Genomic DNA, 22,470 nt, shown 5'->3' on the forward strand with positions numbered 1-22,470 from the left:
ACCGGGCGCGGGCTCCGGGTGAGCCGCTGTCCCTGGCCGCGGTTCCCGGTTCCGGGGCGACCGGCCCCGGGACCGGTGCCAGGGCTTTCCCCTACGGGCAGGTTGGGGGTTCCGACGGAACCCTCGGCCTGCCCGTTGCGTTTACCGTGGAGAGGGCGGCCGTCACCGGCTGCCCGCCGAGCCATCCCGACCCGATCGACCGCCGACTGCCGAGGGGCGCTCATGGAGACCTTGCTTCTGATCCTGACGCTGCTCTTCGTCGTGTTCGCCGCCCTCGGCGTGTACGTCGGGGTCAAAGCCGTCAAGGCCGCCAAGCGGGGGGTCGACAGGACCCTCACGCAAGCCCGCCGGACGGTCGAGGAGACCGCGCTGCGGGCGAAGAGCTACGGCCAACCCGGGGTGGCGGGCGAGTTGGCGCAGTTGCGGCTCTCCCTGCGCACCGCGATGCGCGCCACCCAGGAGGCACTCGGGACCGACGCGGCCCAGGACGCCTCGCTCTCGGAGTCCCTGGCGCTCTTCCAGCGCCTCAGCGCGCACGGCCGGGAGCTGGACGACGAGCTGAGGCGGCTGGAGCGCGAGCCCGACCGGGCGACGGTCACCACGCTGATGCCCGCGCTGCGGGACCGGACCGGCCGCATCACGCGCTCGGCCGACTCGCTGCGCTGGGCGGCCCGGGACCGGGCCAGGCGGTTCGCCGACGAGGACCTGGACACCCTCAACGCGCAGATCGACGTGGAGGCCGGGGCACTGCGGCACTGGACCGTCGAGGAGCCGGCACCGGGGGCGACGCGGGAGCAGCAGGTGCCGCGGGATCAGCCGTCCCGGGGTTCCCGAGCGCCGGAAGGCGCCGGACCGCGGACGACGGGAGCCGGCAGGGGACCCGAGGCCGCACAGGAACTGCCGGCGTCCGATCCCCGCGCGTGGACCAGCCCGTCGTGGCAGAAGTCCTCCCGTCCGGAGACGACGAACTGAGATCCGGGCGGCGGTCGTTCTTCCCCGACGCGTCCGGTGCGGGCGGCGGAGTGGCAGGATGCGTCCCGCACCGCCCGTAAAAGGGCAGCGGCCCGGGGTCGGGCTGCCGCGCCCGCGCACCGGAAGGTAATCTCCGGCTCATGTCCCGCCATGTCGCGATCGTCACCGATTCAACGGCCTACTTGCCTCCCCGGACGATGGAACGGCACGGCATCACCGCGGTGCCGCTGACCGTCGTCCTCGGCGACCAGGCGCTGGAGGAGGGTACGGAGATCTCCGCCCGCTCGCTCGCGGTGGCCCTCCAGAAGCGCCGCTCGGTGACCACCTCCCGGCCCAGCCCCGAGGTCTTCGCCGAGACCTACCGTGCCGCGGCCGCGGCGGGCGCGACGGGAGTCGTCTCCCTGCACCTGTCGGCGGAGTTCTCCGGGACCTACGACGCCGCTCTGCTGGCGGCGAAGGAGGCCCCGGTGCCGGTGCGCGTGGTGGACACCGGGATGGTCGCCATGGCCCTCGGCTTCTGCGCGCTGGCGGCAGCCGAGGCCGCGGAGGCGGGCGGGGACGTGGACGACGCGGTACGGGCCGCCGAGCGGCGGGCGGCCGCCACCTCCGCCTACTTCTACGTGGACACCCTCGACTACCTCCGCCGGGGCGGCAGGATCGGCGCGGCCCAGGCCCTGTTCGGCTCCGCGCTCGCGGTGAAGCCGCTGCTCCAGCTCGATGACGGCCGGATCGAGTTGCTGGAGAAGGTACGGACGGCCTCCCGGGCCATCGCCCGGCTGGAGGAGATCGTCGCTGAACGCGCCGGTACGGGTGCGGTGGACATCGCGGTACACCACCTCGCGGCCCCGGACCGGGCCGAGCGGCTGGCGGAGCGCCTGCGGCAGCGGGTGCCGGGCCTCGTCGACCTGCACGTCAGCGAGGTAGGTGCGGTCATCGGAGCCCACACGGGGCCGGGCCTGCTCGCCGCGGTGATCTCGCTGCGGTGATCTCGGCGCGGTGAGCCGGGGCGCGGGCGCATCTCCTCCGCTCCGTCCCCGCTCTCGCTCCCTGAAGGGTGACGGAGTTATCCACAATCGGGGGGTTGTCCACGGAAATCGGGGCTGCTCAGCAGGTTCGCGCTCAGCTGCCTAACGTCCTGAGGCATGACTCCTCCTTCGGTTCACCCGCGTCCCTCCTCGTCCGCTCCGGTGCTCGACCGCCCGGCCCTTCCCGCCGCCGACCCGTCGTGGGCCGTCCCCGCTTCGGCCGTTCCCGCCTCCGCGGGCTCCGGTTGTCGCCCCGACGCACCCGCCGCCATGGGCGTCCCCGGTGCACGCGCGGGACGGCGGGCGAGGGGGCGGCCGACCGAGGCGGTGGAGGCGGCGGCGCGCCGCCGGGCCGAAGCACTCCTGGGCGACGGGGAGCCCGCGCCCGCCGAGGTCGGGCCCGTCCCCGGTGGCGATGCTGTCCCTCCGGAGCGGGTGGAGAGGCCCGGTGCGTCGGCCCTGCGTGAGCGCTTACCCCTCTGGTTCCAGCTCCGTTGCGGCCTCGAACCGAAGACGACCGCCGTACTCGGTGTCGTGCTGGCCGGCCTCGCGGTCCTGGCCGGGGCGCACTTCTGGTCGGCCGGACCGGAGGACGTGCACGTCCCCGAAGCGGTGCGGGTCGCGGCCGGGACGTCCGCCGTGCCGCGTACGGAGAACGTCCGCGCCGAGTTCGCGGCGTCACCGGCCGCACCGCGTCCGGCGTCCCCGACCGCCCCGGGCGCGATGACGGCCGATCAGATCCTGGTCGACGTGAACGGCAAGGTGCGGCGGCCCGGTGTCCAGCACCTGCGGGCCGGGGCCCGGGTCGCCGACGCGCTGGACGCCGCCGGGGGAGTGCTCACGGGGACGGACGTCACCGGTCTCAACCGGGCCAGGGTCCTCACGGACGGCGAGCAGGTGCTGGTCGGCCTCCCCCCCGGCCGGGCCGCCCCCGGACGGGGCCGGAGCGTCCGGTGCGGGCGCCGGCCCGGTCGCGCCGACCGGGCCCCTGAGCCTCAGCACGGCCACCGCCGAGCAACTGGAGACGCTGCCCGGGGTCGGGCCGGTCCTCGCCCAGCACATCGTCGACTACCGCGTCGAGCACGGAGGGTACGGCTCGGTGGACGAGCTGCGCGAGGTCACGGGCATCGGCGACCGGCGCTTCGACGACCTCCAGCCCCTGGTACGGCCATGACCCGGGAGGCCGGCCCCTCGGGCACGGGGACGGGCACCGGCACCTCCCGTACCCGCACCGGTGCGGGTACGGGGCAGGGGCCGCCCACCGGCACCGGCACCGGCACCGGCACCGGACCCTGGGGTCCCTCCGCCGGGACGACGTCCACGAGGGCGGGAGGGGAGGATCCGGCCGATCTGCGCCTCCTGCTCCCGGCCCTCGCCGCCTGGGCGGCGGCCGCGCTCTGTCTCGTCGCGCCGGGGGCCTGGACGGCGACGGGCGTCGTCGGCTGCCTCCTGGTGGCCTTGGTGCTCCTGCGTGCGGCACGCGGGGAAGGGGGCCGGTGGCGCACCGGACGGGTCGCGGTGAGCGCCGTACTGCTCTGCGCGGCGGCCGGGGCCGCGTCGGCGGGGCTGCACGGGGCCGACGTCCGCCGAGGACCGGTACCGGCCCTGGCGCGGGCGCACGCCGACGTGGAAGCCGAGGTGACGGTCACTGCCGATCCGGTACGGACGCGGGCCCAGGTACGGGGCAGCCGGAGCATGCCGGCGCTGCTGCTGATCGACGCGGAGATCATCCGGCTCGCGCGCCCCGCCCGTGGTCCCGGCCCCGGCCGGCTTCCCAGCGCCGGGCACCGGCTCACGAGCGGCACCGGACCGGCCTCGTGGGAGGGCGCGTACCGGCTTCGGACCCCTGTCGTCCTGATGGTGTCGCCCGGGGCCGGGCCGCAGGCGTGGCAGAGCCTGCTGCCCACCACCCGCCTGCGGATCGCCGGGCGGCTCGTCCCCCCGACGCGCGAGGGCGAGCGGAGCGCGGCTTCTCTGCGGGTGGAGGCGAGGGCGGCGCCGCAGATCCTCACGGGGCCCACCTTCGCGCAACGGACGGCGGGGAAGCTGCGCGAAGGGCTGCGCCGGGCCACCGACACGCTGGGGCCGGACGCACGGGCGCTGCTGCCCGGGCTGGTGCTCGGTGACACCTCGCGCGTGCCGACCGAGCTGCACGACGCCTTCCGGGCCACCGACCTCAGTCACCTCTTGAGCGTGTCCGGAGCGAATCTGTCCGTGCTGCTCTTCCTGCTGATCGGCGCTCCGAGCGCCGCCCTGAGCGCCGAGCGGAAGGGCCTGGCTCCCCGGTTGGGGCTCACCCTGCGCATGACGGCGCTGACCGGTGGCCTGATCACCCTCGCGTTCGTGCTCGTCTGCCGTCCGGAGCCGAGCGTGCTGCGAGCGGCCGCGTGCGGCCTGATCACGCTCCTCGCCATCGGGACCGGGCGCCGCCGAGCCCTGATTCCCGCGCTGGCGGCGGCGGTTCTGCTGCTGGTGCTGTACGACCCGTGGCTGGCCCGGAGCTACGGCTTCCTGCTGTCCGTCCTAGCCACCGGCGCGCTGCTCACCCTCGCACCGCGCTGGGGAGCGGCCCTGAGCCGCAGGGGCGTACCCCCCAGGCTCGCCGAGGTGCTGGCCGCGGCGGCCGCGGCGCAGGCCGTCTGCGCGCCGGTCGTCGTGGTGCTGGCCTCCCGGGTGAGCCTGGTGGCCGTCCCGTGCAACCTCCTGGCCGAATTCGCGGTGGCGCCCGCGACGGTCCTCGGATTCGCCGTGCTCGCCGTGGCGCCCGTGTCGATGCCGGCGGCGCAGGTGCTGGCCCGGGTGGCGGGGTGGCCGGTGGGCTGGATCGCGGGTGTCGCCAGGACGGGCGCCGGCCTGCCGGGGGCGGAGACGGCCTGGCCCGGCGGCTGGGGAGGCGCCGGACTGCTCGCCGGAGCGACGGTGCTCGTCGTGCTGGGCGTCCGCCGGTGGGGGCGGCATCCCTGGGTCTGTGCGGCTGCCGCGCTGCTGCTGGTCCTCGCGGTCGTGAGACCCGTACCGCTGACGCGGATGGTGACGGGGTGGCCCCCGCCCGGCTGGGCCTTCGCGCTGTGCGACGTGGGGCAGGGCGACGCGATGGTGCTCGCGGCGGGGGACGGGGCCGGGGTGGTCGTGGACGCCGGACCCGAACCGGCCCCCGTCGACCGCTGTCTGCGTGAGCTGGGGGTGAGCCGGGTGCCGTTGCTGGTGCTGACCCACTTCCACGCGGATCACGTGCGCGGCCTGCCCGGCGTACTGCGTGGCCGGGCGGTGGGGGCGATCCAGACGACCGGACTGGAACAGCCCCCGGAGCAGGCGGCGTTCGTCCGGCGGACCGCCACCGCCGCAGGCGTGCCGGTCATCCCGGCGGTGGCGGGGGAACACCGGCGCATCGGCGCCCTCGACTGGCGGGTCCTCTGGCCGGGAGCGGCGGGGACGGCACTGCCGGCGGTCGGTACCGCCCTGCCCCGCCCCCTGGCCGGAGCGCCGGCCACCCCCTCGGTGCCCGAGGAGCCGAACGACGCCAGCGTCACCCTGCTCGTCACGGCGCGGGGCGGCCTGCGGTTGCTCCTCCTGGGCGACCTGGAACCCCTCGCCCAGGGCGGACTGATACGCGCCCATCCCGGGCTCTCCCCCGTGGACGTGCTCAAGGTGGCGCACCACGGCTCCGGTTTCCAGGACCCGAGGCTGCTCGACCGGGTGCGACCGAGGCTCGCGCTCATCTCCTGCGGTGCGGAGAACCCGTACGGCCATCCCGCTCCGCGCACGGTCGCCGCCCTGCGGGCCGGGGGCGCCACGGTCATGCGCACGGACCTGGAGGGGGCGATCGCCGTGAGCGGGGCGGGAAGTGGACTGCGTGTGACGGGCCGTCGATGAGGCATCCGTTCCCGGTCCCGGAGACGGGGAGCGGGTCGTTCCGGGGGCGGGGCCGACAGCCGGTGACCGGGAGACCGCACAGAGCCGCGGAGACAGCAGGGGGCCGGGTGGACAGTCAGGGTGGGGACCGGAGGGGGATCTGTCCGGCCATACGCCGCAATCAATGAGAGGTGGCGTCAATGAGGGAGGTTGGGTAGCACTCCGTCACAGCTCGTTACATCCCCCTACGAGCGCCTCTGTTTGCCTCGAACGCGGCAATGATGATCGAATGCACTTTCGTCGATGGGCCGCTGCTCCGACAACGACGTCCAGCCGCAGGGGCCCCAGGTGATCGCCCCCGGGAGTGCAGCATGTTCGGCCGTTGGTTTCGCAGCAATGGACAGTCGGGTGCCGCCGCCGGTGGCGCCCTCGCCGGAGTCACGGTTCCGCGGTCGGCGGGCGTGATCAGTTGCCGCGTGCTCGACCCCGTCGACCAGCCGGTGCTGGAGGCCGAGTTCACCGTCACGGACGCCGCGGGCCGCAGGGTCTTCGGCGGTGAGACCGATCCGTTCGGGAGGATCCTCGCCTCCGTTCCGGCGGGGGAGTACCGACTGGGCGTCACCTCCGAGGGGTTCACCCCCTTCCACGGCCCGGTCTCGGTGTCGGAGGACGGCCACGCGAACCTGGGCGACGTACGGCTCCAGCTGGTGCAGCCCCCGCAGCTCCCCGCCCCCGGGGACTGGGAGATCGAGCCGACCCACAGTCAGATCGGTTTCACCGCGCGGCACATCGGCATGGCACGCGTCCACGGCAGGTTCAACACCTTCGCCGGCGCCATCCGCATCGCCGAGCACATGGAGGACTCGGCGATGCACGTCATCATCGACGCCGCCTCCATCGACACCAACGTCCAGATGCGCGACGACCACCTGCGGTCGGGGGACTTCCTGGACGTGGGGCACTTCCCGACGCTGGAGTTCTACAGCGAGCGCTTCGTGCACCGCGGCGGGACCCGCTGGGCCGTCACCGGCGCGCTCACCCTGCACGGCGTCAGCCGCACGGTGACGCTGGAGACCCAGTACCTCGGCCTCGGCAACGGACTGGAAGGCGAGGTGCGGGCCGCCTGCCGGGCCACCACCGAGCTGCACCGCGAAGACTTCACCCTCACCTGGCAGACGATGCTGGCCAAGGGCATCGCGGTCGTCGGCTCCAGCATCGCCATCGAGATGGACATCCAGATCGTCCAGAAAAGCTGACCACTCGGTGAGCGCAGGCCCCTCGGCCCCGATCGCCCTTCGGCCCCGATCGCCCTTCGGGGCGCCGGCCGTCGGGGTGCGCCGAGCCTCGTCAGGGTGCGCTGCCCCGGCCCCCCGGGCGGGAACGGCCGGAGCTCCGGCCGGGGCCCTCTACGGGGCCTCCAGCCACCCTTCGTGCTCGGCCGCGAGCGCGTCGAGGGCGGCGGGGTCCAAGCGCCCGTCCGGGTCCTCCACGACCACCAGCCACTGGGCGTCCTCGGCGTCGTCCTCCCCGGCGAGCGCATCCCGCAGCAGGTGGGGCTCCTCACCCACGGCGAAGCGGGCGGGCAACTCCTCCGCCACGTCTTGGGCGGCATCGCGGTCGGGCAGCACCAGTACATGTCTCACGTCGCTCACCCACCCATTCTCACCCGCGCCGACCCGTGCGCCGGACCGCCGGTAGCCGGACCGCCGACTACCGGTAGCCGCATCGCCGGCAGCCGACCGCCGGACCGCCGGGCTGCGACCGCGACGGTGGCCCCCTCTCCACAGGTCGCCGGACCGCGCCCCGGCACGCCCCACCGTGACCCGCAGGTCCCCCTCCGCATGCGGACCCGCCGGACCGGACCCGCCGGACCGGACCCGCCGGACCGGACCCGCCGGACCGGACCCGCCGGACCGGACCCGCCGGACCGGACCCGCCGGACCGGACCCGCCGGACCGGACCCGCCGGACCGGACCCGCCGGACCGGACCCGCCGGACCGGACCCGCCGGACCGGACCCGCCGGACCGGACCCGCCGGACCGGACCCGCCCGACCGGACCCGCCGGACCGGACCGCGCCGACCAGCACGCCGGAGGGTGGACGCCGGCCGGGCTGTCGGTGGAGCGTGGGATGCTGGACGGCGATGGCCACCAGAAGGAACCCCACCGACGACCCGCTCGCCCCCCTCACGCTCGCCGTGGGCCAGGAGGACCTCCTCCTGGACCGTGCCGTGCAGCAGGTGGTGGCGGCAGCCCGCGCCGCCGACGCCGACACGGACGTCCGCGATCTCGCGTCGGACCAGCTGCAGCCGGGCACGCTCGCCGAGCTGACCAGCCCCTCGCTGTTCGCCGAGCGGAAGGTGGTGATCGTCCGCAACGCCCACGACCTCTCCGCCGACACCGTCAAGGACGTGAAGGCGTACCTCGACTCGCCTGCCGAGGAGATCACCCTGGTACTGCTCCACGCGGGCGGCGCCAAGGGCAAGGGCCTGCTGGACGCGGCCCGGAAGGCGGGAGCGCGGGAAGTCGCCTGCCCGAAGACGACGAAGCCGGCCGAGCGGCTCGCCTTCGTGCGGTCGGAGTTCCGGGCGCTGGGCCGTTCCGCCACCCCCGAGGCATGCCAGTCCCTCGTCGACTCGATCGGCAGCGATCTGCGGGAGCTGGCGAGTGCCGTCTCCCAGCTGGTCGCGGACGTGGAGGGCACCATCGACGAGGCCGTCGTCGGCCGCTACTACACGGGCCGCGCCGAGGCGTCCTCGTTCACCGTCGCCGACCGGGCGGTCGAAGGACGGGCGGCCGAGGCCCTGGAGGCGCTGCGCTGGTCGCTCTCGACCGGTGTCGCCCCCGTCCTCATCACCAGCGCCCTCGCGCAGGGCGTCCGGGCCATCGGCAAGCTCTCCTCCGCCCGCGGCGGACGCCCCGCCGACCTGGCCCGGGAGCTGGGCATGCCCCCGTGGAAGATCGACCGGGTGCGCCAGCAGATGCGCGGCTGGACCCCGGACGGGATCGCCGCGGCGACGCTGGCCGTGGCCGCCGCGGACGCGGGGGTCAAGGGCGGCGGGGACGACCCGGGGTACGCCCTGGAGAAGGCGGTCGTCGCCGTGGCCCGAGCGGCCCGCACCGGCCGCTGACACCACCCGGAGCCCCGCAGGCCCCGCGCATGTAAGGTCCCCGCCCGTCCGGCCCCGCGCCCGCCCGCCCGTCCTGCGGGCCCCGCGCCGTCGGCGCCCCGGACCCGAGCGGCTCGCCTGGACCCGAGCAGCGGAAAGGCCCCGTGCGTCCCCTGGGGAGGGGACGCACGGGGCCTTTCCGTTCACACCTCTGGTGTGCCGCACCCGCGTGGCGAACGCAGGTTCGGTGTGCGGCACGGGTTGCCGGTCAGGAGCGGGGTAGAGGGCCCGCTGCGTCCGTTCCGGCGATCACATCAGATGCTCAGGCGCTGAGAGTGGCAACCTTGGAGGCCAGGGCCGACTTCTTGTTGGCCGCGGCGTTCTTGTGGATGACACCCTTGGAGACGGCCTTGTCGAGCGCGCGGGAAGCGTCGCGAGCGGCCGTGGTGGCCTTCTCGACGTCACCGGCGACGGCAGCCTCACGGGCCTTGCGGATCGCGGTCTTGAGCGACGACTTGACGGCCTTGTTGCGCAGGCGCGCCTTCTCGTTGGTCTTGTTCCGCTTGATCTGGGACTTGATGTTCGCCACGAAGAAGCCTTTTCAGGTTCGTTGGATCTTCTGAGTGCGCCGCGCCGCCCGTAAGAGCCACGAGGCACAGCTGACCACGGTACCAGTCACCCTCCGACCGGCCCAAACCCGTGGCCGGCCCGCAGGCGTGGGACGATGGGAGCTACGTACAGATCCGACCGACCCGCCATCGACCCGAGACACGGCGTTCGGCGTCTCAAGAATCAGGACCCTGCGTGCCCGCGACTCCCACCAACGTGCCCGCGCCGAGCCGTACCGACCCGGCGCTGATCCGCAACTTCTGCATCATCGCGCACATCGACCACGGCAAGTCGACCCTTGCCGACCGGATGCTCCAGCTGACGGGCGTGGTCGACCAGCGGCAGATGCGCGCTCAGTACCTCGACCGGATGGACATCGAGCGCGAGCGCGGTATCACCATCAAGTCCCAGGCGGTCCGTCTCCCGTGGGCGCCGACCACGGCGGAGGGCAAGGGCGGCACCCACATCCTCAACATGATCGACACCCCGGGGCACGTGGACTTCACGTACGAGGTGTCGCGCTCGCTCGCCGCGTGCGAGGGCACGGTCCTGCTGGTCGACGCGGCCCAGGGCATCGAGGCGCAGACCCTGGCCAACCTGTACCTGGCCATGGAGAACAACCTCACCATCGTCCCGGTGCTGAACAAGATCGACCTCCCGGCCGCGCAGCCCGAGAAGTTCTCCGAGGAGCTCGCGAACCTCATCGGCTGCCAGCCGGAGGACGTCCTGCGGGTCTCCGCGAAGACCGGCGTCGGCGTCGAGGCCCTGCTGGACCGCGTGGTCCGGGACGTTCCGGCCCCCGTCGGCAACGCGGACGCCCCTGCCCGCGCCATGATCTTCGACTCGGTCTACGACCCGTACCGGGGTGTCGTCACCTATGTCCGTGTGATCGACGGCCAGCTCAACAAGCGTGAGCGCATCCGGATGATGTCGACCGGTGCCACGCACGAGCTGCTGGAGATCGGTGTCTCCTCCCCCGAGATGACTCCGGCTGACGGCGTCGGTGTGGGTGAGGTCGGCTACATCATCACCGGTGTGAAGGACGTCCGTCAGTCCAAGGTCGGTGACACGATCACCTCCCTGCACAACGGGGCGACCGAGGCGCTGGGCGGGTACAAGGACCCGAAGCCGATGGTGTTCTCGGGGCTCTACCCGCTGGACGGATCGGACTACCCGGACCTGCGCGAGGCTCTGGACAAGCTCCAGCTCAACGACGCGGCCCTGGTCTACGAGCCGGAGACCTCCGCCGCCCTCGGCTTCGGCTTCCGCGTCGGCTTCCTTGGGCTGCTCCACCTCGACGTGGTCCGCGAGCGCCTGGAGCGCGAGTTCGGTCTCGAACTCATCGCCACCGCGCCCAACGTGGTCTACCGCGTGACGATGGAGGACGGCTCCGAGCACATCGTCACCAACCCGAGCGAGTTCCCCGAGGGCAAGATCGACTCGGTGCACGAGCCGGTCGTCCGGGCCACCGTCCTCGCGCCGAGCGAGTTCATCGGCGCGATCATGGAGCTCTGCCAGAACCGGCGCGGCACCCTGATGGGCATGGACTACCTCTCCGAGGACCGGGTGGAGATCCGCTACACCCTGCCGCTCGCCGAGATCGTCTTCGACTTCTTCGACCAGCTGAAGTCCAAGACCCGCGGCTACGCCTCGCTCGACTACGAGCCCATCGGCGAGGAGTCCGCGCAGCTCGTCAAGGTCGACATCCTGCTCCACGGCGACAAGGTCGACGCGTTCTCCGCCGTCACCCACAAGGACAAGGCGTACGCGTACGGCGTCCGGCTCGTCGCCAAGCTGCAGAAGCTCATCCCCCGGCAGAACTTCGAGGTGCCGATCCAGGCGGCCATCGGCTCCCGGGTCATCGCCCGTGAGACCGTCCGCGCCATCCGCAAGGACGTCCTCGCCAAGTGCTACGGCGGTGACATCTCCCGTAAGCGGAAGCTGCTGGAGAAGCAGAAGGAAGGCAAGAAGCGCATGAAGATGGTCGGCAACGTCGAGGTGCCGCAGGACGCGTTCATCGCCGTCCTGTCGACCGACGAGCCCGGCGGCGAGGCCAAGGGCAAGAAGTAGCCCCGCTCCGTCCTCCGGCTCCGTCCCCCGACCGAGTCGTCCGGCTCCGTTCTCGCGACGGCCCGCGGACGGCCCGCGGACGCCCCACCAGGCGTTCGGCCGGGATGTTCGAGGTGTCACACGTTCGGGCCCCTGTTCCCGCGCACAGCGCGTGGAGCGGGGGCCCGTTCGTTATCAACCGACGGCCCATGGCCCCTTACGCGGGAACCGGGCGCGCTTTACCCTGATCACGGCTCGTCTGGTTACTCGCCAGTTAAGCAAGCCGGTGGATAGCCGGTCGAACGGGGCGGGAACGGCCGAGCGAGCGGGACGAGCAGGACCGCGCGCTGAATCAGGATCACGCGCAGAGCGGGAACGAGAAGCAAGCAGAGACAGCAGGATCACCAAGCGGCCGGTCGTAGTGATGCCGCAGGCCCCGGAGGACGTCGTGAGCGACACACCACAGACCCTGATCGACAACCGACCGCCCTCGGTGGCGAACCTCTTCGTCGAACGCGTCACGGCCACGCCGGACGCCGAGGCGTACCGCTACCCGGTGCCGTCGTCCACGGGTGAGGGCCCGGACGAGTGGAAGTCACTGACCTGGGGCGAGTCCGCCGAGCGGGTCTACGCCATCGCGGCGGGCCTGATCGCGCTCGGCGTACGGCCCGAGGAGCGGGTCGCCCTCGCGTCCTCCACCCGGGTCGAGTGGATCCTCGCCGACCTGGCGGTGATGTGCGCCGGGGCCGCGACGACCACGGTCTACCCCTCCACCAACACCGAGGAGTCCGCGTTCATCCTCGCCGACTCCGAGAGCCGGGTCCTGATCGCGGAGAACGCGGCCCAGGTGGCGAAGGCCCGGGAGTCCCGCGCCGAGCTGCCCGAGCTGACCCATGTCGTCGTGATCGACCCGGCCGGCGCCGAGGCCGAAGCCGGCGATCCCGAGGGCTGGCTGCTGACCCTCGCCGAGCTGGAGGCCCGGGGCACGGCCCACCTGGCGGAGCAGCCGGAGGCCGTCGAGAAGCGGGTGTCGGCCATCACCGCCGACCAGCTGGCCACCCTGATCTACACCTCCGGCACCACCGGGCGGCCCAAGGGCGTACGGCTGCCGCACGACAACTGGTCGTACATGGCCAAGGCCATTCCCTCGACCGGGCTGATCACCGCCGACGACGTCCAGTACCTCTGGCTGCCGCTCGCGCACGTCTTCGGCAAGGTGCTGATCTCCGGCCAGATCGAGGTCGGCCACGTCACCGCCGTGGACGGCCGCGTCGACAAGATCATCGAGAACCTCCCGGTGGTCCGGCCCACCTACATGGCAGCCGTCCCGCGCATCTTCGAGAAGGTCTACAACGGCGTCGCCGCCAAGGCCCGCGCCGGTGGCGGAGCCAAGTACAAGATCTTCCAGTGGGCCGTGGGCGTCGCCCGCGAGTACGCCAAGGTCTCGCAGGACAACTTCCGCCGCACCGGCACCGCCTCCGTCCCCTTCGCCCTCGGCCTCAAGCACCGGACCGCCGACGCCCTCGTCTACGCCAAGATCCGCGAGGCGTTCGGCGGCCGGCTGCGCGCCTGCGTCTCCGGATCGGCCGCGCTCGCCCCGGACATCGGCTTCTTCTTCGCCGGTGCGGGCGTGCACATCCTGGAGGGGTACGGTCTGACCGAGTCCAGCGCCGCCTCCTTCTGCAACCCCGGCGAGGCCTACCGCACCGGTACCGTCGGCAAGCCGCTCCCCGGCACCGAGGTCCGCATCGCCGACGACGGTGAGGTGCTGCTGCGCGGCCCCGGCATCATGGAGGGCTACCACCGGCTGGCGGAGAAGTCCGCCGAGGTGCTGGAGTCGGACGGCTGGCTGCACACCGGCGACATCGGCGAGCTCTCCGTCGACGGGTACCTGAGCATCACGGACCGGAAGAAGGACCTGATCAAGACGTCGGGCGGCAAGTACGTCGCACCGGCCGAGGTCGAGGGCCAGTTCAAGGCGGTCTGCCCGTTCGTCTCCAACATCCTGGTGCACGGCGCGGACCGGAACTTCTGCACCGCGCTCATCGCCCTGGACGAGCCCGCGATCCTCGGCTGGGCCGCCGAACACGGTCTGGACGGGAAGTCCTACGCCGAAGTGGTGGCCGCCCCGCAGACCGTGGAGCTCATCGAGGGGTACGTCAAGCAGCTCAACGAGGGACTTCAGCGGTGGCAGACCATCAAGAAGTTCCGCCTCCTCCCGCGTGACCTGGACATCGAGCACGGCGAGCTGACCCCCAGCCTCAAGCTGAAGCGGCCGGTCGTCGAGCGGGAGTACAAGGCGCTCATCGAGGACATGTACGCGGGGACGCGCGAAGCCTGATCCGGCGCGGCGCCGGGGCGGGGGTGGGCGCACGACCGTGCCCGCCCCCGCTTCCCGTTCCCGTCCCCGCTCGTGACCCGGGGAGCGGGCCGGTCCGGGGCGCGCCCCGTCGCGCCCGCCGTGCGCCGGCCGCGTGCTCCGGCGCACGACCCGCGTGGGAGTGGCGCGCATTCCTCCTCCCAGTTCGGTAACTAGGTGCGCCCGAGCCCGGCCGGTCTGCCACTCTGTCGTTGTCGTCAGCGGCGTTTCGAGATCCGGAGGAGCCGCACCGTGGGGCCAATTCCTGTGCAGCGGGCCACCATCCACCGGGCGGGTGGTACCGACGCGGGCCGGGCCGGCGAACCCCCGCTCGTCAGTACGACCAGCCTGCCCGGCACGGCGCAGTCCCCGTCGGGCGCCCGCCGGTTCGTCCGGGCCGTGCTCGCCGAATGGGCCGGGCTCGGAGTGCCGGCCGCCGTGGGGTTCAGCGACCGGCTCGCCGACGACCTGGTGAACGTCGCCAGCGAGCTGGTCACCAACGCCGTCGTGCACGCCGGGACCGTCGTCGGCCTGCTGGTACGTCTGGAGCACGCCACCGGCGAGGAACCGGCGGCGCTGGTCCTGGAGATCACCGACCACCGTCCCGCCCGGGCGACCGGCGAGCGGACCGGCGAACCGCCCTCGGCGGCCACCGCCCCCCGGCCGCTCCCCGGCGCGGGCGCGGCCACCCCGCCGAAGGTGACCACCGCCTCCACGGCCCCCACCCGCACCGCCCCTCCGGGCGTCGCCGCTCCCGAGCCGTCCGTCGCACCGGGGCCGCAGGCGGCGGGCGACCCGTACGGCCTGGCCGAGTACGGCCGGGGGCTCGACCTCGTCGCCGCGCTCTCCGCCGCCTGGGGCATCACCTACCGCACCGGGCACAAGACCGTCTGGGCCCGGCTCCCCGTGGACGACTGGGCCGGCCCCGCTCCGGCCGGTGCGGAGACCCCGGCCGACCACCGGCACGGCGCCACCGGCCCCGTCGGTCCCACCGGCCCCCGCGGCGCGCCCGGTGGCCACGCCTCCGAGGTCCCGCGGGCCGCCACCAGCGACCTCCTGGTGGCGGCCGCCCAGCCGGACACCCGCGACGACAGCGTCTGGGACGAACGGGGCGCCCTCGCCTTCCTCGCCGAGGCGTCCGACCTGCTCACCGGCCAGCTCGACGAGGAGTGGGTGGCGACGGCGGCGGGCCGGCTGCTCGTTCCCCGGCTGGTCGACTGGTGCGCCATCTGGCTGGACGAGGGAGGCGCGGGCGCCCCGGGCGCACCTCGTCTCACCTGCGTACGGCCCGGGGACGACGCCGTCACCGGGCCGCTGGGCGGGGTGCTGATGAACGAACCGTTCAGGCTCCCGGGCAGCGCCGGATCCGGACCCGTGGCCCTGCCCTGGCCGCCGGCGGGCCGGGAGCCCGGAGCCCGCGACGGGGCCGCCCTCGCCTGCCGCATCACGGCGGGAGGCCGCACGCTGGGCACCGTGCTCGTCGGCCGCGAGAACGAGCCCGGCGCCCGGATGCCCGAGGCCGTGGTCCGCGTCGTGGAGGACTTCGTACGCCGTCTCGGCCTCGCCGTCGGGGCCGCCCGCGCCTACACCCGGCAGGCGACCATCAGCCGCATCCTCCAGCGCGGGCTGCTGCCCAACAAGGTCGCCGACATCCCCGGCATGAGCCACGCCCTCGTCTACGAGCCCAGTGACGACGGCGTGGTCGGAGGCGACTTCTACGACATCTTCCCGTGCCCGAACGACCGCTGGTGCTTCGTCCTCGGCGACGTCCAGGGCAGCGGCCCCGAGGCCGCCGTGGTGACCGGCCTGGCCCGGCCCTGGATCCGGCTGCTGTCGCGCGAGGGCTTCGCGGTCGGAGACGTACTCGACCGGCTCAACCGGCTGCTCCTGGACGACGCCATGGAGGCCGCCGAGGCCGCCGCACTGATGGTCGTGGCGGCGGGCGGGCAGCAGATCTCCGACGGCGGGCAGTCCCGCTTCCTCTCGCTGCTCTACGGCGAGGTGGTCCCGCTCCCCGGCGGCGGCGCGCGGTGCACGGTCGCCAGCGCGGGCCACCCGCTGCCGCTGTTACTGCGCCCCGACGGCTCGGTTCGGCCGGCGGCCGAGCCGCAGGTGCTGCTCGGAGTGGTGGAGGAGGTGGCGTACGAGAGCCAGAGCTTCGACCTGGAGCCGGGCGACACCCTGCTCTGCGTCACGGACGGGGTGACCGAGCGGCGCTCCGGCTCCGTGCTCTTCGACGACGGTGACGGTCTCGCCCACGCGCTCGCGTCCTGCGCGGGACAGAGCGCGAGGGAGGTGGCCGAGCACATCCGCCGGGCCGTGCACGGCTTCTCCGCACTGCCCCCCGACGACGACGTGGCGCTGCTGGTGCTCCGCGCGGACTGAGCCCCCCCGCCCCGCGGGGGGAGGTCCGGACGGCGGGCGCCGCCGCGTGTGGCCCGGGCCACTTCGGCGGCGAGCGACAATGGACGGTATGCCTTCCGTACTGCCCGATGGTGAGCCCGTGCCCGACGACGGGGCGTTGCCCCGCCACGCCCTGGAAGGCGCCGCCGACCGCCCCCTCGGCTTCTACCTGCACGTCCCGTACTGCGCGACCCGCTGCGGCTACTGCGACTTCAACACCTACACCGCCACCGAGCTGCGCGGCTCGGGCGGCGCCCTGGCCTCCCGCGACAACTACGCCGCCCACCTGATCGAGGAGGTCCGCCGGGCCCGCACGGTCCTCGGTGACGACCCGCGCCCGGTGCGCACGGTCTTCGTCGGCGGCGGCACGCCCACCCTGCTGCCCGCCGCCGACCTCGTGCGGATGCTGGCGGCGATCCGCGACGAGTTCGGGCTCGCCCCGGACGCGGAGATCACCACCGAGGCGAACCCGGAGTCGGTCGGACCGGCCTACCTGGCCGAGCTGCGCGCGGGCGGCTTCAACCGGATCTCCTTCGGCATGCAGAGCGCCAAGCAGCACGTGCTGAAGATCCTGGACCGCACCCACACCCCCGGGCGGCCCGAGGCCTGCGTCGCCGAGGCGAGGGACGCCGGGTTCGACCACGTCAACCTGGACCTGATCTACGGCACTCCGGGGGAGTCCGACGACGACTGGCGGGCCTCCCTGGACGCGGCGATCGGCGCGGGCCCCGACCACGTGTCGGCGTACGCGCTGATCGTGGAGGAGGGCACCCAGCTGGCCCGCCGCATCCGGCGCGGCGAGGTCCCGATGACCGACGACGACGTGCACGCCGACCGCTACCTGATCGCCGACGAGGCGATGGCCGCCGCCGGCTTCTCCTGGTACGAGGTCTCGAACTGGGCCCGCACCCCCGAGGGCCGCTGCCTGCACAACGAGCTGTACTGGCGCGGCGCCGACTGGTGGGGCGCCGGGCCGGGCGCGCACAGCCACGTCGGCGGCGTGCGCTGGTGGAACGTGAAGCACCCGGGGGCGTACGCGCAGGCGCTCGCCGAAGGGCGTTCGCCCGGCGCGGGCCGGGAGATCCTCTCCGTCGAGGACCGCCGCGTGGAGCGCGTCCTGCTGGAACTCCGGCTCCTTGACGGCTGCCCCCTCTCGCTGCTCAAGCCGGACGGCCTCGCCGCCTCCCGACGGGTCCTCGGCGAGGGCCTCCTGGAACCCGGACCGTACGAGGAGGGCCGCGCGGTCCTCACCCTGCGCGGACGGCTCCTCGCCGACGCGGTCGTGCGCGACCTGGTCGACTGACCGCCACCCGGTTCAGGGCCGGCAGCTCTCCCCGGTCAGCCTGAGCTTCTCCGGTGTGCGGCCCGCCGCCTTGCCGCAGACGATCGAGGTGACCGCCTCCGCACCCCGGCCCACGACCTTGACGACGTCCAGCCCGTGCAGGTTGTCGGTGAGGGAGGCGGGCGACCCGGCGAGGGAGACGGTGCCGGTGGGCATGTCGTCGAGGTCCACCGTGTGCAGCAGCGCCCAGGTCTCGGCGGCGCTGCGCGCGACGTCGCCCCGGGCGGCGGCGTCGTAGAGGGCGGCCGTCGCGCTGTAGGCCATGACGATCTGGCCGCTGGCCCAGAGGGCGTTCCGGTACCCCTCCGGGCCGGTCCGCGACGTGGGCCGTCCGGTTCCCTCCGGGAGCAGTGCGGCGAGGGCCGCGCTCGCGCGGGGGTAGAAGGCGGCGCCGCGGTCCGCGGCCGTCGGAGCGAGGGCGGTGTAGTAGAGGGTGACCCGGCCCGTGTCGGTGAAGGTGGCCTTGGTCAGGTCGTCGCCGGTGAAGACGGTGATGTCCTTCCGGGAGCACCCCGTGGTGTGCGACAGCTTCTCCATCAGCGGGTCGACGTCCTCGGCCCGGCCCGCGAAGTACAGCGCGTCCGGGACCGGAGGTGCCTCGCACAGGGAGGCGACCGCCTCGCCGAGGGCGGCCGCGCCGTTGTCGGCGAGCGGGTAGCCGACGTTCTCACCGACGAGGTAGCCCGCGGCTTCGAGCATCTTCCGGCCCGCGTCGCGCTGTTCGATCGTGTACTGGTCCTTGTCCCCGTTCTCCTTCGTCCGGGAGAGGACGAGGGCGCGGCCGGTGCCGTCGGGGGGTGCGAGCCGGCGGGCGACGAGCCCGAGTGCGTACGTCTGCTCCTCGTCGGTGGCCGCGAGCCCGAAGTAGTTCGACTTCCGGGGCAGTTCGCCGCTGGAGTTGGTGGTGTCCACCACGGCGAGACCCGCCTTGCGCAGCGCCTCGGTGGCTTCCTCGCTCTCCGTGGTGTTGCGGCCCATGCCGACGACCCCCACCACGTGCGGGTCCTGCCGGGCCACCTCGATGATCTTCCGCACCGTGACGGTCTGGTGCAGCATGTCCTCGCCGCCGTTGGCCAGCAGGACCTTGAGCTTGACCGGGTGCTTCGTCAGCGGGCTGTTGACCGACCGCTGGTGGAGGTAGACCCCGGTGAGCTCCTCCAGCCCCTTGCGGCTGTCCTCCACCTTCTCGGCGGTGAGCGGACCGGCGTAGACCACCGTGACGTACGACTCGTCGGCGCCGATCCCGGCGTTCTCTTCCCGGACGGCCCGCTCGACGCGCTCGAAGGTGACTCCCGTGCCCAGACCCCTCAGCTCCAGGTCGTTCCCCCCGGCGAACCACACCTCGGGCGCCGTGGCGACACCCACGCACTCCCGGGGGCCGGACCGGCTCCAGACGGCGTCGGTGTTCCGGTCGGTCAGCGGCCCGTGGCAGTAGGTGGCCTGCCAGTGCTCGCTCCAGAGGAAGGTGCCGAGCAGGCTTCCGACGAGGATCAGCGCCACGGAGGTCCGGGACATGACGAACCAGGCCCATGTCCGGCGCACCCGCACCGTGTGCAGCCGCGCGTCCGCGTGCTCGTGGGTCAACTGGGCCGTGGAGAGCGGCAGCCGCAGCACCCACGAGAGCGCCGACGCTCCAGCGGGGGACTGGCCGATGCTCAGGTCGTCCACCCACCGCCGGTAGCGGGCCTGCGCCCCCGACCACGGCACCCGGCGGTCCGCCGACGGGTCCACCGGCGGCTGCGAGGGAGTGTGGGTCAGCTCCTCGGCGGCCGGCAGCGAGGCCAGGAGCAGCAGCGGGTCGACCTCGCTGCGGCGCGAGCGCACGTTGTTGATCGCGTTGATCAGCAGCACACCCCCGTTCTCCCGGGTGGCCGTCGGCAGCAGCACGACCGGGGGGACCGTGCGCTTGCCGCGCCGCCCGTCCCAGGCGCGGGGCCGGTAGTTGTGCCGCAGGTCCTCCAGCAACGCCTGGACCCGCAGTTCCAGGTGGAACTGGCGGGCGGCCGCGTCGCCCTCCCGCGCCTCGGCGACCCGGAGCGCGACGGCGGCGGCGCGGGCCCGGATCACCCGCCACGAACCGCTCGGCGACAGCCAGGACCAGCCGTCCGAGGGGTATGCCGTGCTGGAGGCGGCGAGCGAGGAGGTGGTGGCGAGCCAGCGGCTGGCCCGCCGCAGCCAGAGCAGCGGGGGCGCCGAGGTCGTCAGCAGCCGCACCACCGCCAGCACCAGGGTCGCGGCGGCGGTCAGCAGCAGTGTGGCGGTCCAGCCGATCTCCCCGAGCAGCACGCCGAGCACCGCGATGAAGACGGCGCCCAGGAAGGTCTCGGGGCGGACCGACGCGCGCAGCGAGCGGGTCCAGTCGTCCGGCCCGGACCGGGTGGGCCGCCAGCGAAGCGAGCCCAGCTCCTCCAGGATGCGCTCCCCCCGGTCGGCCGGAGCACCGCCGCCCGGTCGCGCCACCACCTGCGCGGTCGCCTGCTCGATGGCGCCCAGAAGCCGCGACCGGGGGAAGGTGAAGGGCTTGTACTGGCTGCGCTCGCGGGTCTCCCAGGGGCGCTCCGCCAGCGTCCGCACCATGCCGAGCGCCGACTCGTACGGGGAGGTGCCCCGGCTCTCCAGCAGCCGCACCGGGACCCGGCGCGGCTCGTTGGCCCGGTGGACCAGGTGCGCGATCTCCCGGACCCGCTCGTCGATCCCGGGGCCGGCGCCGGGGTCCTCTGCCTGGGCGACCACGATGGGCATCACCGGCCGGTTGATCCGGTACCGGTCGATGAGCTCCTGCACGAGATGGAAGACGGCGGACGCCGCCTCGTTGCCGCCGTTCTGCTGCCAGGCCCCTCGTGTCATCCCCGTGTCCCCCGTCGCAGACCGATTCCGAACCCCCCAATCAACCGGTCAGGCGTGCGAACCGCAGCGATGTATCCGGATCGGGACCAGATGCGTGGGAACGGGGGACGGTCGGTGCCCCGGAGCGCGTCCCGGGGCACCCCCCGGACCTCACTCCGCGAGCGTGACGAAGTCGATCAGCTCTTCGACCCGCCCCAGGAGCTGGGGCTCGAGGTCCCGGTACGAGCGGACCCCCGACAGGATCCGCTGCCAGGCCGCCCCGGTGTTCTCCGGCCACCCCAGCGCCCGGCACACCCCCGTCTTCCAGTCCTGCCCGCGCGGTACGGACGGCCAGCCGGGGATCCCCACCGAGGCCGGCTTCACGGCCTCCCACACGTCGATGAAGGGGTGTCCGACCACCAGCACGTGCGGATCGGTCACCCGGGCCGCGAGGCGTGACTCCTTGGAACCGGACACGAGATGGTCCACCAGCACCCCGAGCCGCGCGTCCGGACCCGGCGCGAACTCCCGCACAATCGCCGGGAGATCGTCGATGCCCTCCAGGTACTCCACGACCACCCCCTCGATCCGCAGGTCGTCGCCCCACACCCGCTCGACCAGCTCCGCGTCGTGCCGGCCCTCCACGTAGATCCGCCCGGCCCGAGCCACCCGGGCCCGCGCGCCGGGCACGGCCACCGACCCGGAGGCCGTACGGGCGGGCGTCACCGGACCACCGGACGACGGGCGCACGAGCGTCACCACCCGCCCCTCCAGCAGGAATCCGCGCGGCTCCATGGGGAAGACCCGGTGCTTGCCGAACCGGTCCTCCAGCGTCACCACCGGCCCCTGGGCGGACTTCTCGCAGCGGATCACCGCCCCGCAGAACCCGGTGGAGACCTCCTCCACGACCAGATCCGGTTCGGCGGGCACCTCGGGCACGGGGGCGGACCTCTTCCACGGCGGGGTCAGGTCCGGCTGGTAGCTGCGCATGGCACGACGATAATTCGCCGGCCGGCCGGGGGGTGCCCGACTCCGGTGCCGTCCGGGCTCACTCCACGCCGAAGCGCTCCGCCAGCACCTCCCGCTGCGCCCGCACGAACGCGGCGTCCACCACCGCCCCGTGCCCCGGCACGTACACCGCGTCCTCGCCGCCCAGCGCCAGCAGCCGGTCCAGCGCCGCCGGCCACCGGGCCGGCACCGAGTCCGGGCCCGTCTGCGGCTCGCCGGACTCCTCGATCAGGTCCCCGCAGAGCACCACCGCCGGCGCCCCCGACGCCCCGGACCCGGGTACCAGCACCGCCAGGTCGTGCCCGGTGTGACCGGGTCCCACATTGGCGAGCACCACCTCCCGCCCACCGCCGAGGTCGAGCGTCCACCGGTGGCACACCTCACGGCCCGGGAGCACCAGCGCGTCCACCGCCGCCGCCGCGTCGTGCTCGGGCAGCCCTTCGCGGACCGCATCGGCGTGCATCTCGTCCACCGACCGCCGCATCAGCGCCGCCACCCCGTACGCACCGAACACCTCGGTTCCCGCGAAGGCCGCCGTACCGAAGACGTGGTCGAAGTGCGGATGGGTCAGTGCGACGTGCGTCACCCGCCGGCCCAGCAGGCGCTGCGCCCGCATCCGCAGCCCGACGCCCTCGCGCAGGCTCGCACCGGTGTCCACCACCAGTGCGCGGTCCGCGCCGGCGACCAGGGCCGCGGTCGCGTCCCAGCCGGGAAGACGCCGACGGCCCACACCGTGGCCCAACCGCTCCCAGCCCAGCTCTTCCCAAGAGAGGTCCATGAGGAGACGCTATCCGCATCGACCTGCGCGGTCTCGTGGACCGTGGCCGGTCGCCCTTGCCCGAGGCCCTCCCCACCCCCGTACACTGACCGGGGGAAAGCTGGCACTCGGACGCACGGAGTGCCAGGCGGAATCCAC

At 73.7% G+C, this 22,470-nt stretch carries 15 protein-coding genes and 1 pseudogene; 11 read left to right on the plus strand and 5 right to left on the minus strand.

The annotated features are described in order from the left end of the window. Positions 1–222 precede the first annotated feature (222 nt). From PZB77_RS21485 to PZB77_RS21505, 6 genes and pseudogenes are all read left to right on the plus strand, one after another. The gene (locus tag PZB77_RS21485; protein WP_275494239.1) at positions 223–972 is read left to right on the plus strand and encodes a hypothetical protein; all 750 of its coding nucleotides are present in this window, start codon (positions 223–225) and stop codon (positions 970–972) included. A 140-nt stretch (positions 973–1,112) separates the two neighbouring features. Then, the gene (locus tag PZB77_RS21490; RefSeq protein WP_275494240.1) at positions 1,113–1,958 is read left to right on the plus strand and encodes a DegV family protein; all 846 of its coding nucleotides are present in this window, start codon (positions 1,113–1,115) and stop codon (positions 1,956–1,958) included. Between the two features lie 309 nt (positions 1,959–2,267). Continuing rightward, positions 2,268–2,834, plus strand: a pseudogene (locus PZB77_RS31280) (SLBB domain-containing protein); the annotation flags it as partial. Then, positions 2,773–3,171 carry a ComEA family DNA-binding protein gene (locus PZB77_RS31285; RefSeq protein ID WP_343299907.1) on the plus strand — a complete coding sequence of 133 codons (399 nt, stop codon included), beginning with the start codon at positions 2,773–2,775 and terminating at the stop codon, positions 3,169–3,171. The pseudogene PZB77_RS31280 and the gene PZB77_RS31285, both read left to right, overlap by 62 nt. Continuing rightward, complete coding sequence (locus PZB77_RS21500; protein ID WP_275494241.1) at positions 3,168–5,870, plus strand: ComEC/Rec2 family competence protein; 2,703 nt, start codon at positions 3,168–3,170, stop codon at positions 5,868–5,870. The genes PZB77_RS31285 and PZB77_RS21500 overlap by 4 nt, the downstream gene beginning before the upstream one ends. A 350-nt stretch (positions 5,871–6,220) precedes the next feature. After that, positions 6,221–7,105, plus strand: coding sequence for a YceI family protein (locus tag PZB77_RS21505; RefSeq protein WP_275494242.1), 885 nt, complete (start codon positions 6,221–6,223; stop codon positions 7,103–7,105). Positions 7,106–7,255: 150 nt separating this feature from the next. Here the strand turns inward: PZB77_RS21505 and PZB77_RS21510 are convergent, their stop codons facing one another. Then, positions 7,256–7,501 (minus strand): hypothetical protein, encoded by a 246-nt coding sequence (locus PZB77_RS21510; RefSeq protein ID WP_275494243.1) that lies wholly within the window; start codon positions 7,499–7,501, stop codon positions 7,256–7,258. Positions 7,502–7,992: 491 nt separating this feature from the next. Between PZB77_RS21510 and holA the strand changes: the two genes are divergently transcribed. Further along, positions 7,993–8,979 carry a DNA polymerase III subunit delta gene (holA, locus tag PZB77_RS21515; protein ID WP_275494244.1) on the plus strand — a complete coding sequence of 329 codons (987 nt, stop codon included), beginning with the start codon at positions 7,993–7,995 and terminating at the stop codon, positions 8,977–8,979. Between the two features lie 301 nt (positions 8,980–9,280). On the opposite strand, the gene rpsT is transcribed toward holA, so the two are convergent. After that, the gene (gene rpsT, locus PZB77_RS21520; RefSeq protein WP_275494245.1) at positions 9,281–9,547 is read right to left on the minus strand and encodes a 30S ribosomal protein S20; all 267 of its coding nucleotides are present in this window, start codon (positions 9,545–9,547) and stop codon (positions 9,281–9,283) included. A gap of 215 nt (positions 9,548–9,762) precedes the next feature. Between rpsT and lepA the strand changes: the two genes are divergently transcribed. From lepA to hemW, 4 genes are all read left to right on the plus strand, one after another. Then, positions 9,763–11,637 (plus strand): translation elongation factor 4, encoded by a 1,875-nt coding sequence (lepA, locus tag PZB77_RS21525; protein WP_275494246.1) that lies wholly within the window; start codon positions 9,763–9,765, stop codon positions 11,635–11,637. A gap of 427 nt (positions 11,638–12,064) precedes the next feature. Further along, positions 12,065–13,957: a long-chain fatty acid--CoA ligase gene (locus PZB77_RS21530; protein WP_275494247.1), complete on the plus strand. Its 1,893-nt coding sequence runs from the start codon at positions 12,065–12,067 to the stop codon at positions 13,955–13,957. Between the two features lie 270 nt (positions 13,958–14,227). After that, positions 14,228–16,360: a SpoIIE family protein phosphatase gene (locus PZB77_RS21535; RefSeq protein WP_275494248.1), complete on the plus strand. Its 2,133-nt coding sequence runs from the start codon at positions 14,228–14,230 to the stop codon at positions 16,358–16,360. An 88-nt stretch (positions 16,361–16,448) separates the two neighbouring features. Continuing rightward, positions 16,449–17,681, plus strand: a complete 1,233-nt coding sequence (gene hemW, locus PZB77_RS21540; protein ID WP_275494249.1) for a radical SAM family heme chaperone HemW — start codon at positions 16,449–16,451, stop codon at positions 17,679–17,681. 12 nt (positions 17,682–17,693) lie between these two features. Here the strand turns inward: hemW and PZB77_RS21545 are convergent, their stop codons facing one another. The 3 genes from PZB77_RS21545 to PZB77_RS21555 all read right to left on the minus strand — a co-directional run bounded on the left by PZB77_RS21545 (position 17,694) and on the right by PZB77_RS21555 (position 22,332). Beyond that, positions 17,694–20,567: a hypothetical protein gene (locus PZB77_RS21545; RefSeq protein WP_275494250.1), complete on the minus strand. Its 2,874-nt coding sequence runs from the start codon at positions 20,565–20,567 to the stop codon at positions 17,694–17,696. A 150-nt stretch (positions 20,568–20,717) separates the two neighbouring features. Then, entirely contained in the window at positions 20,718–21,536 is an 819-nt protein-coding gene (locus PZB77_RS21550; protein ID WP_275494251.1) for a DUF3097 domain-containing protein, read from the minus strand. A 58-nt stretch (positions 21,537–21,594) separates the two neighbouring features. Next, positions 21,595–22,332: an MBL fold metallo-hydrolase gene (locus PZB77_RS21555; protein ID WP_275494252.1), complete on the minus strand. Its 738-nt coding sequence runs from the start codon at positions 22,330–22,332 to the stop codon at positions 21,595–21,597. Between the last annotated feature and the right edge of the window lie 138 nt (positions 22,333–22,470).

Source organism: Streptomyces sp. AM 2-1-1 (assembly GCF_029167645.1).
Classification (GTDB): domain Bacteria; phylum Actinomycetota; class Actinomycetes; order Streptomycetales; family Streptomycetaceae; genus Streptomyces.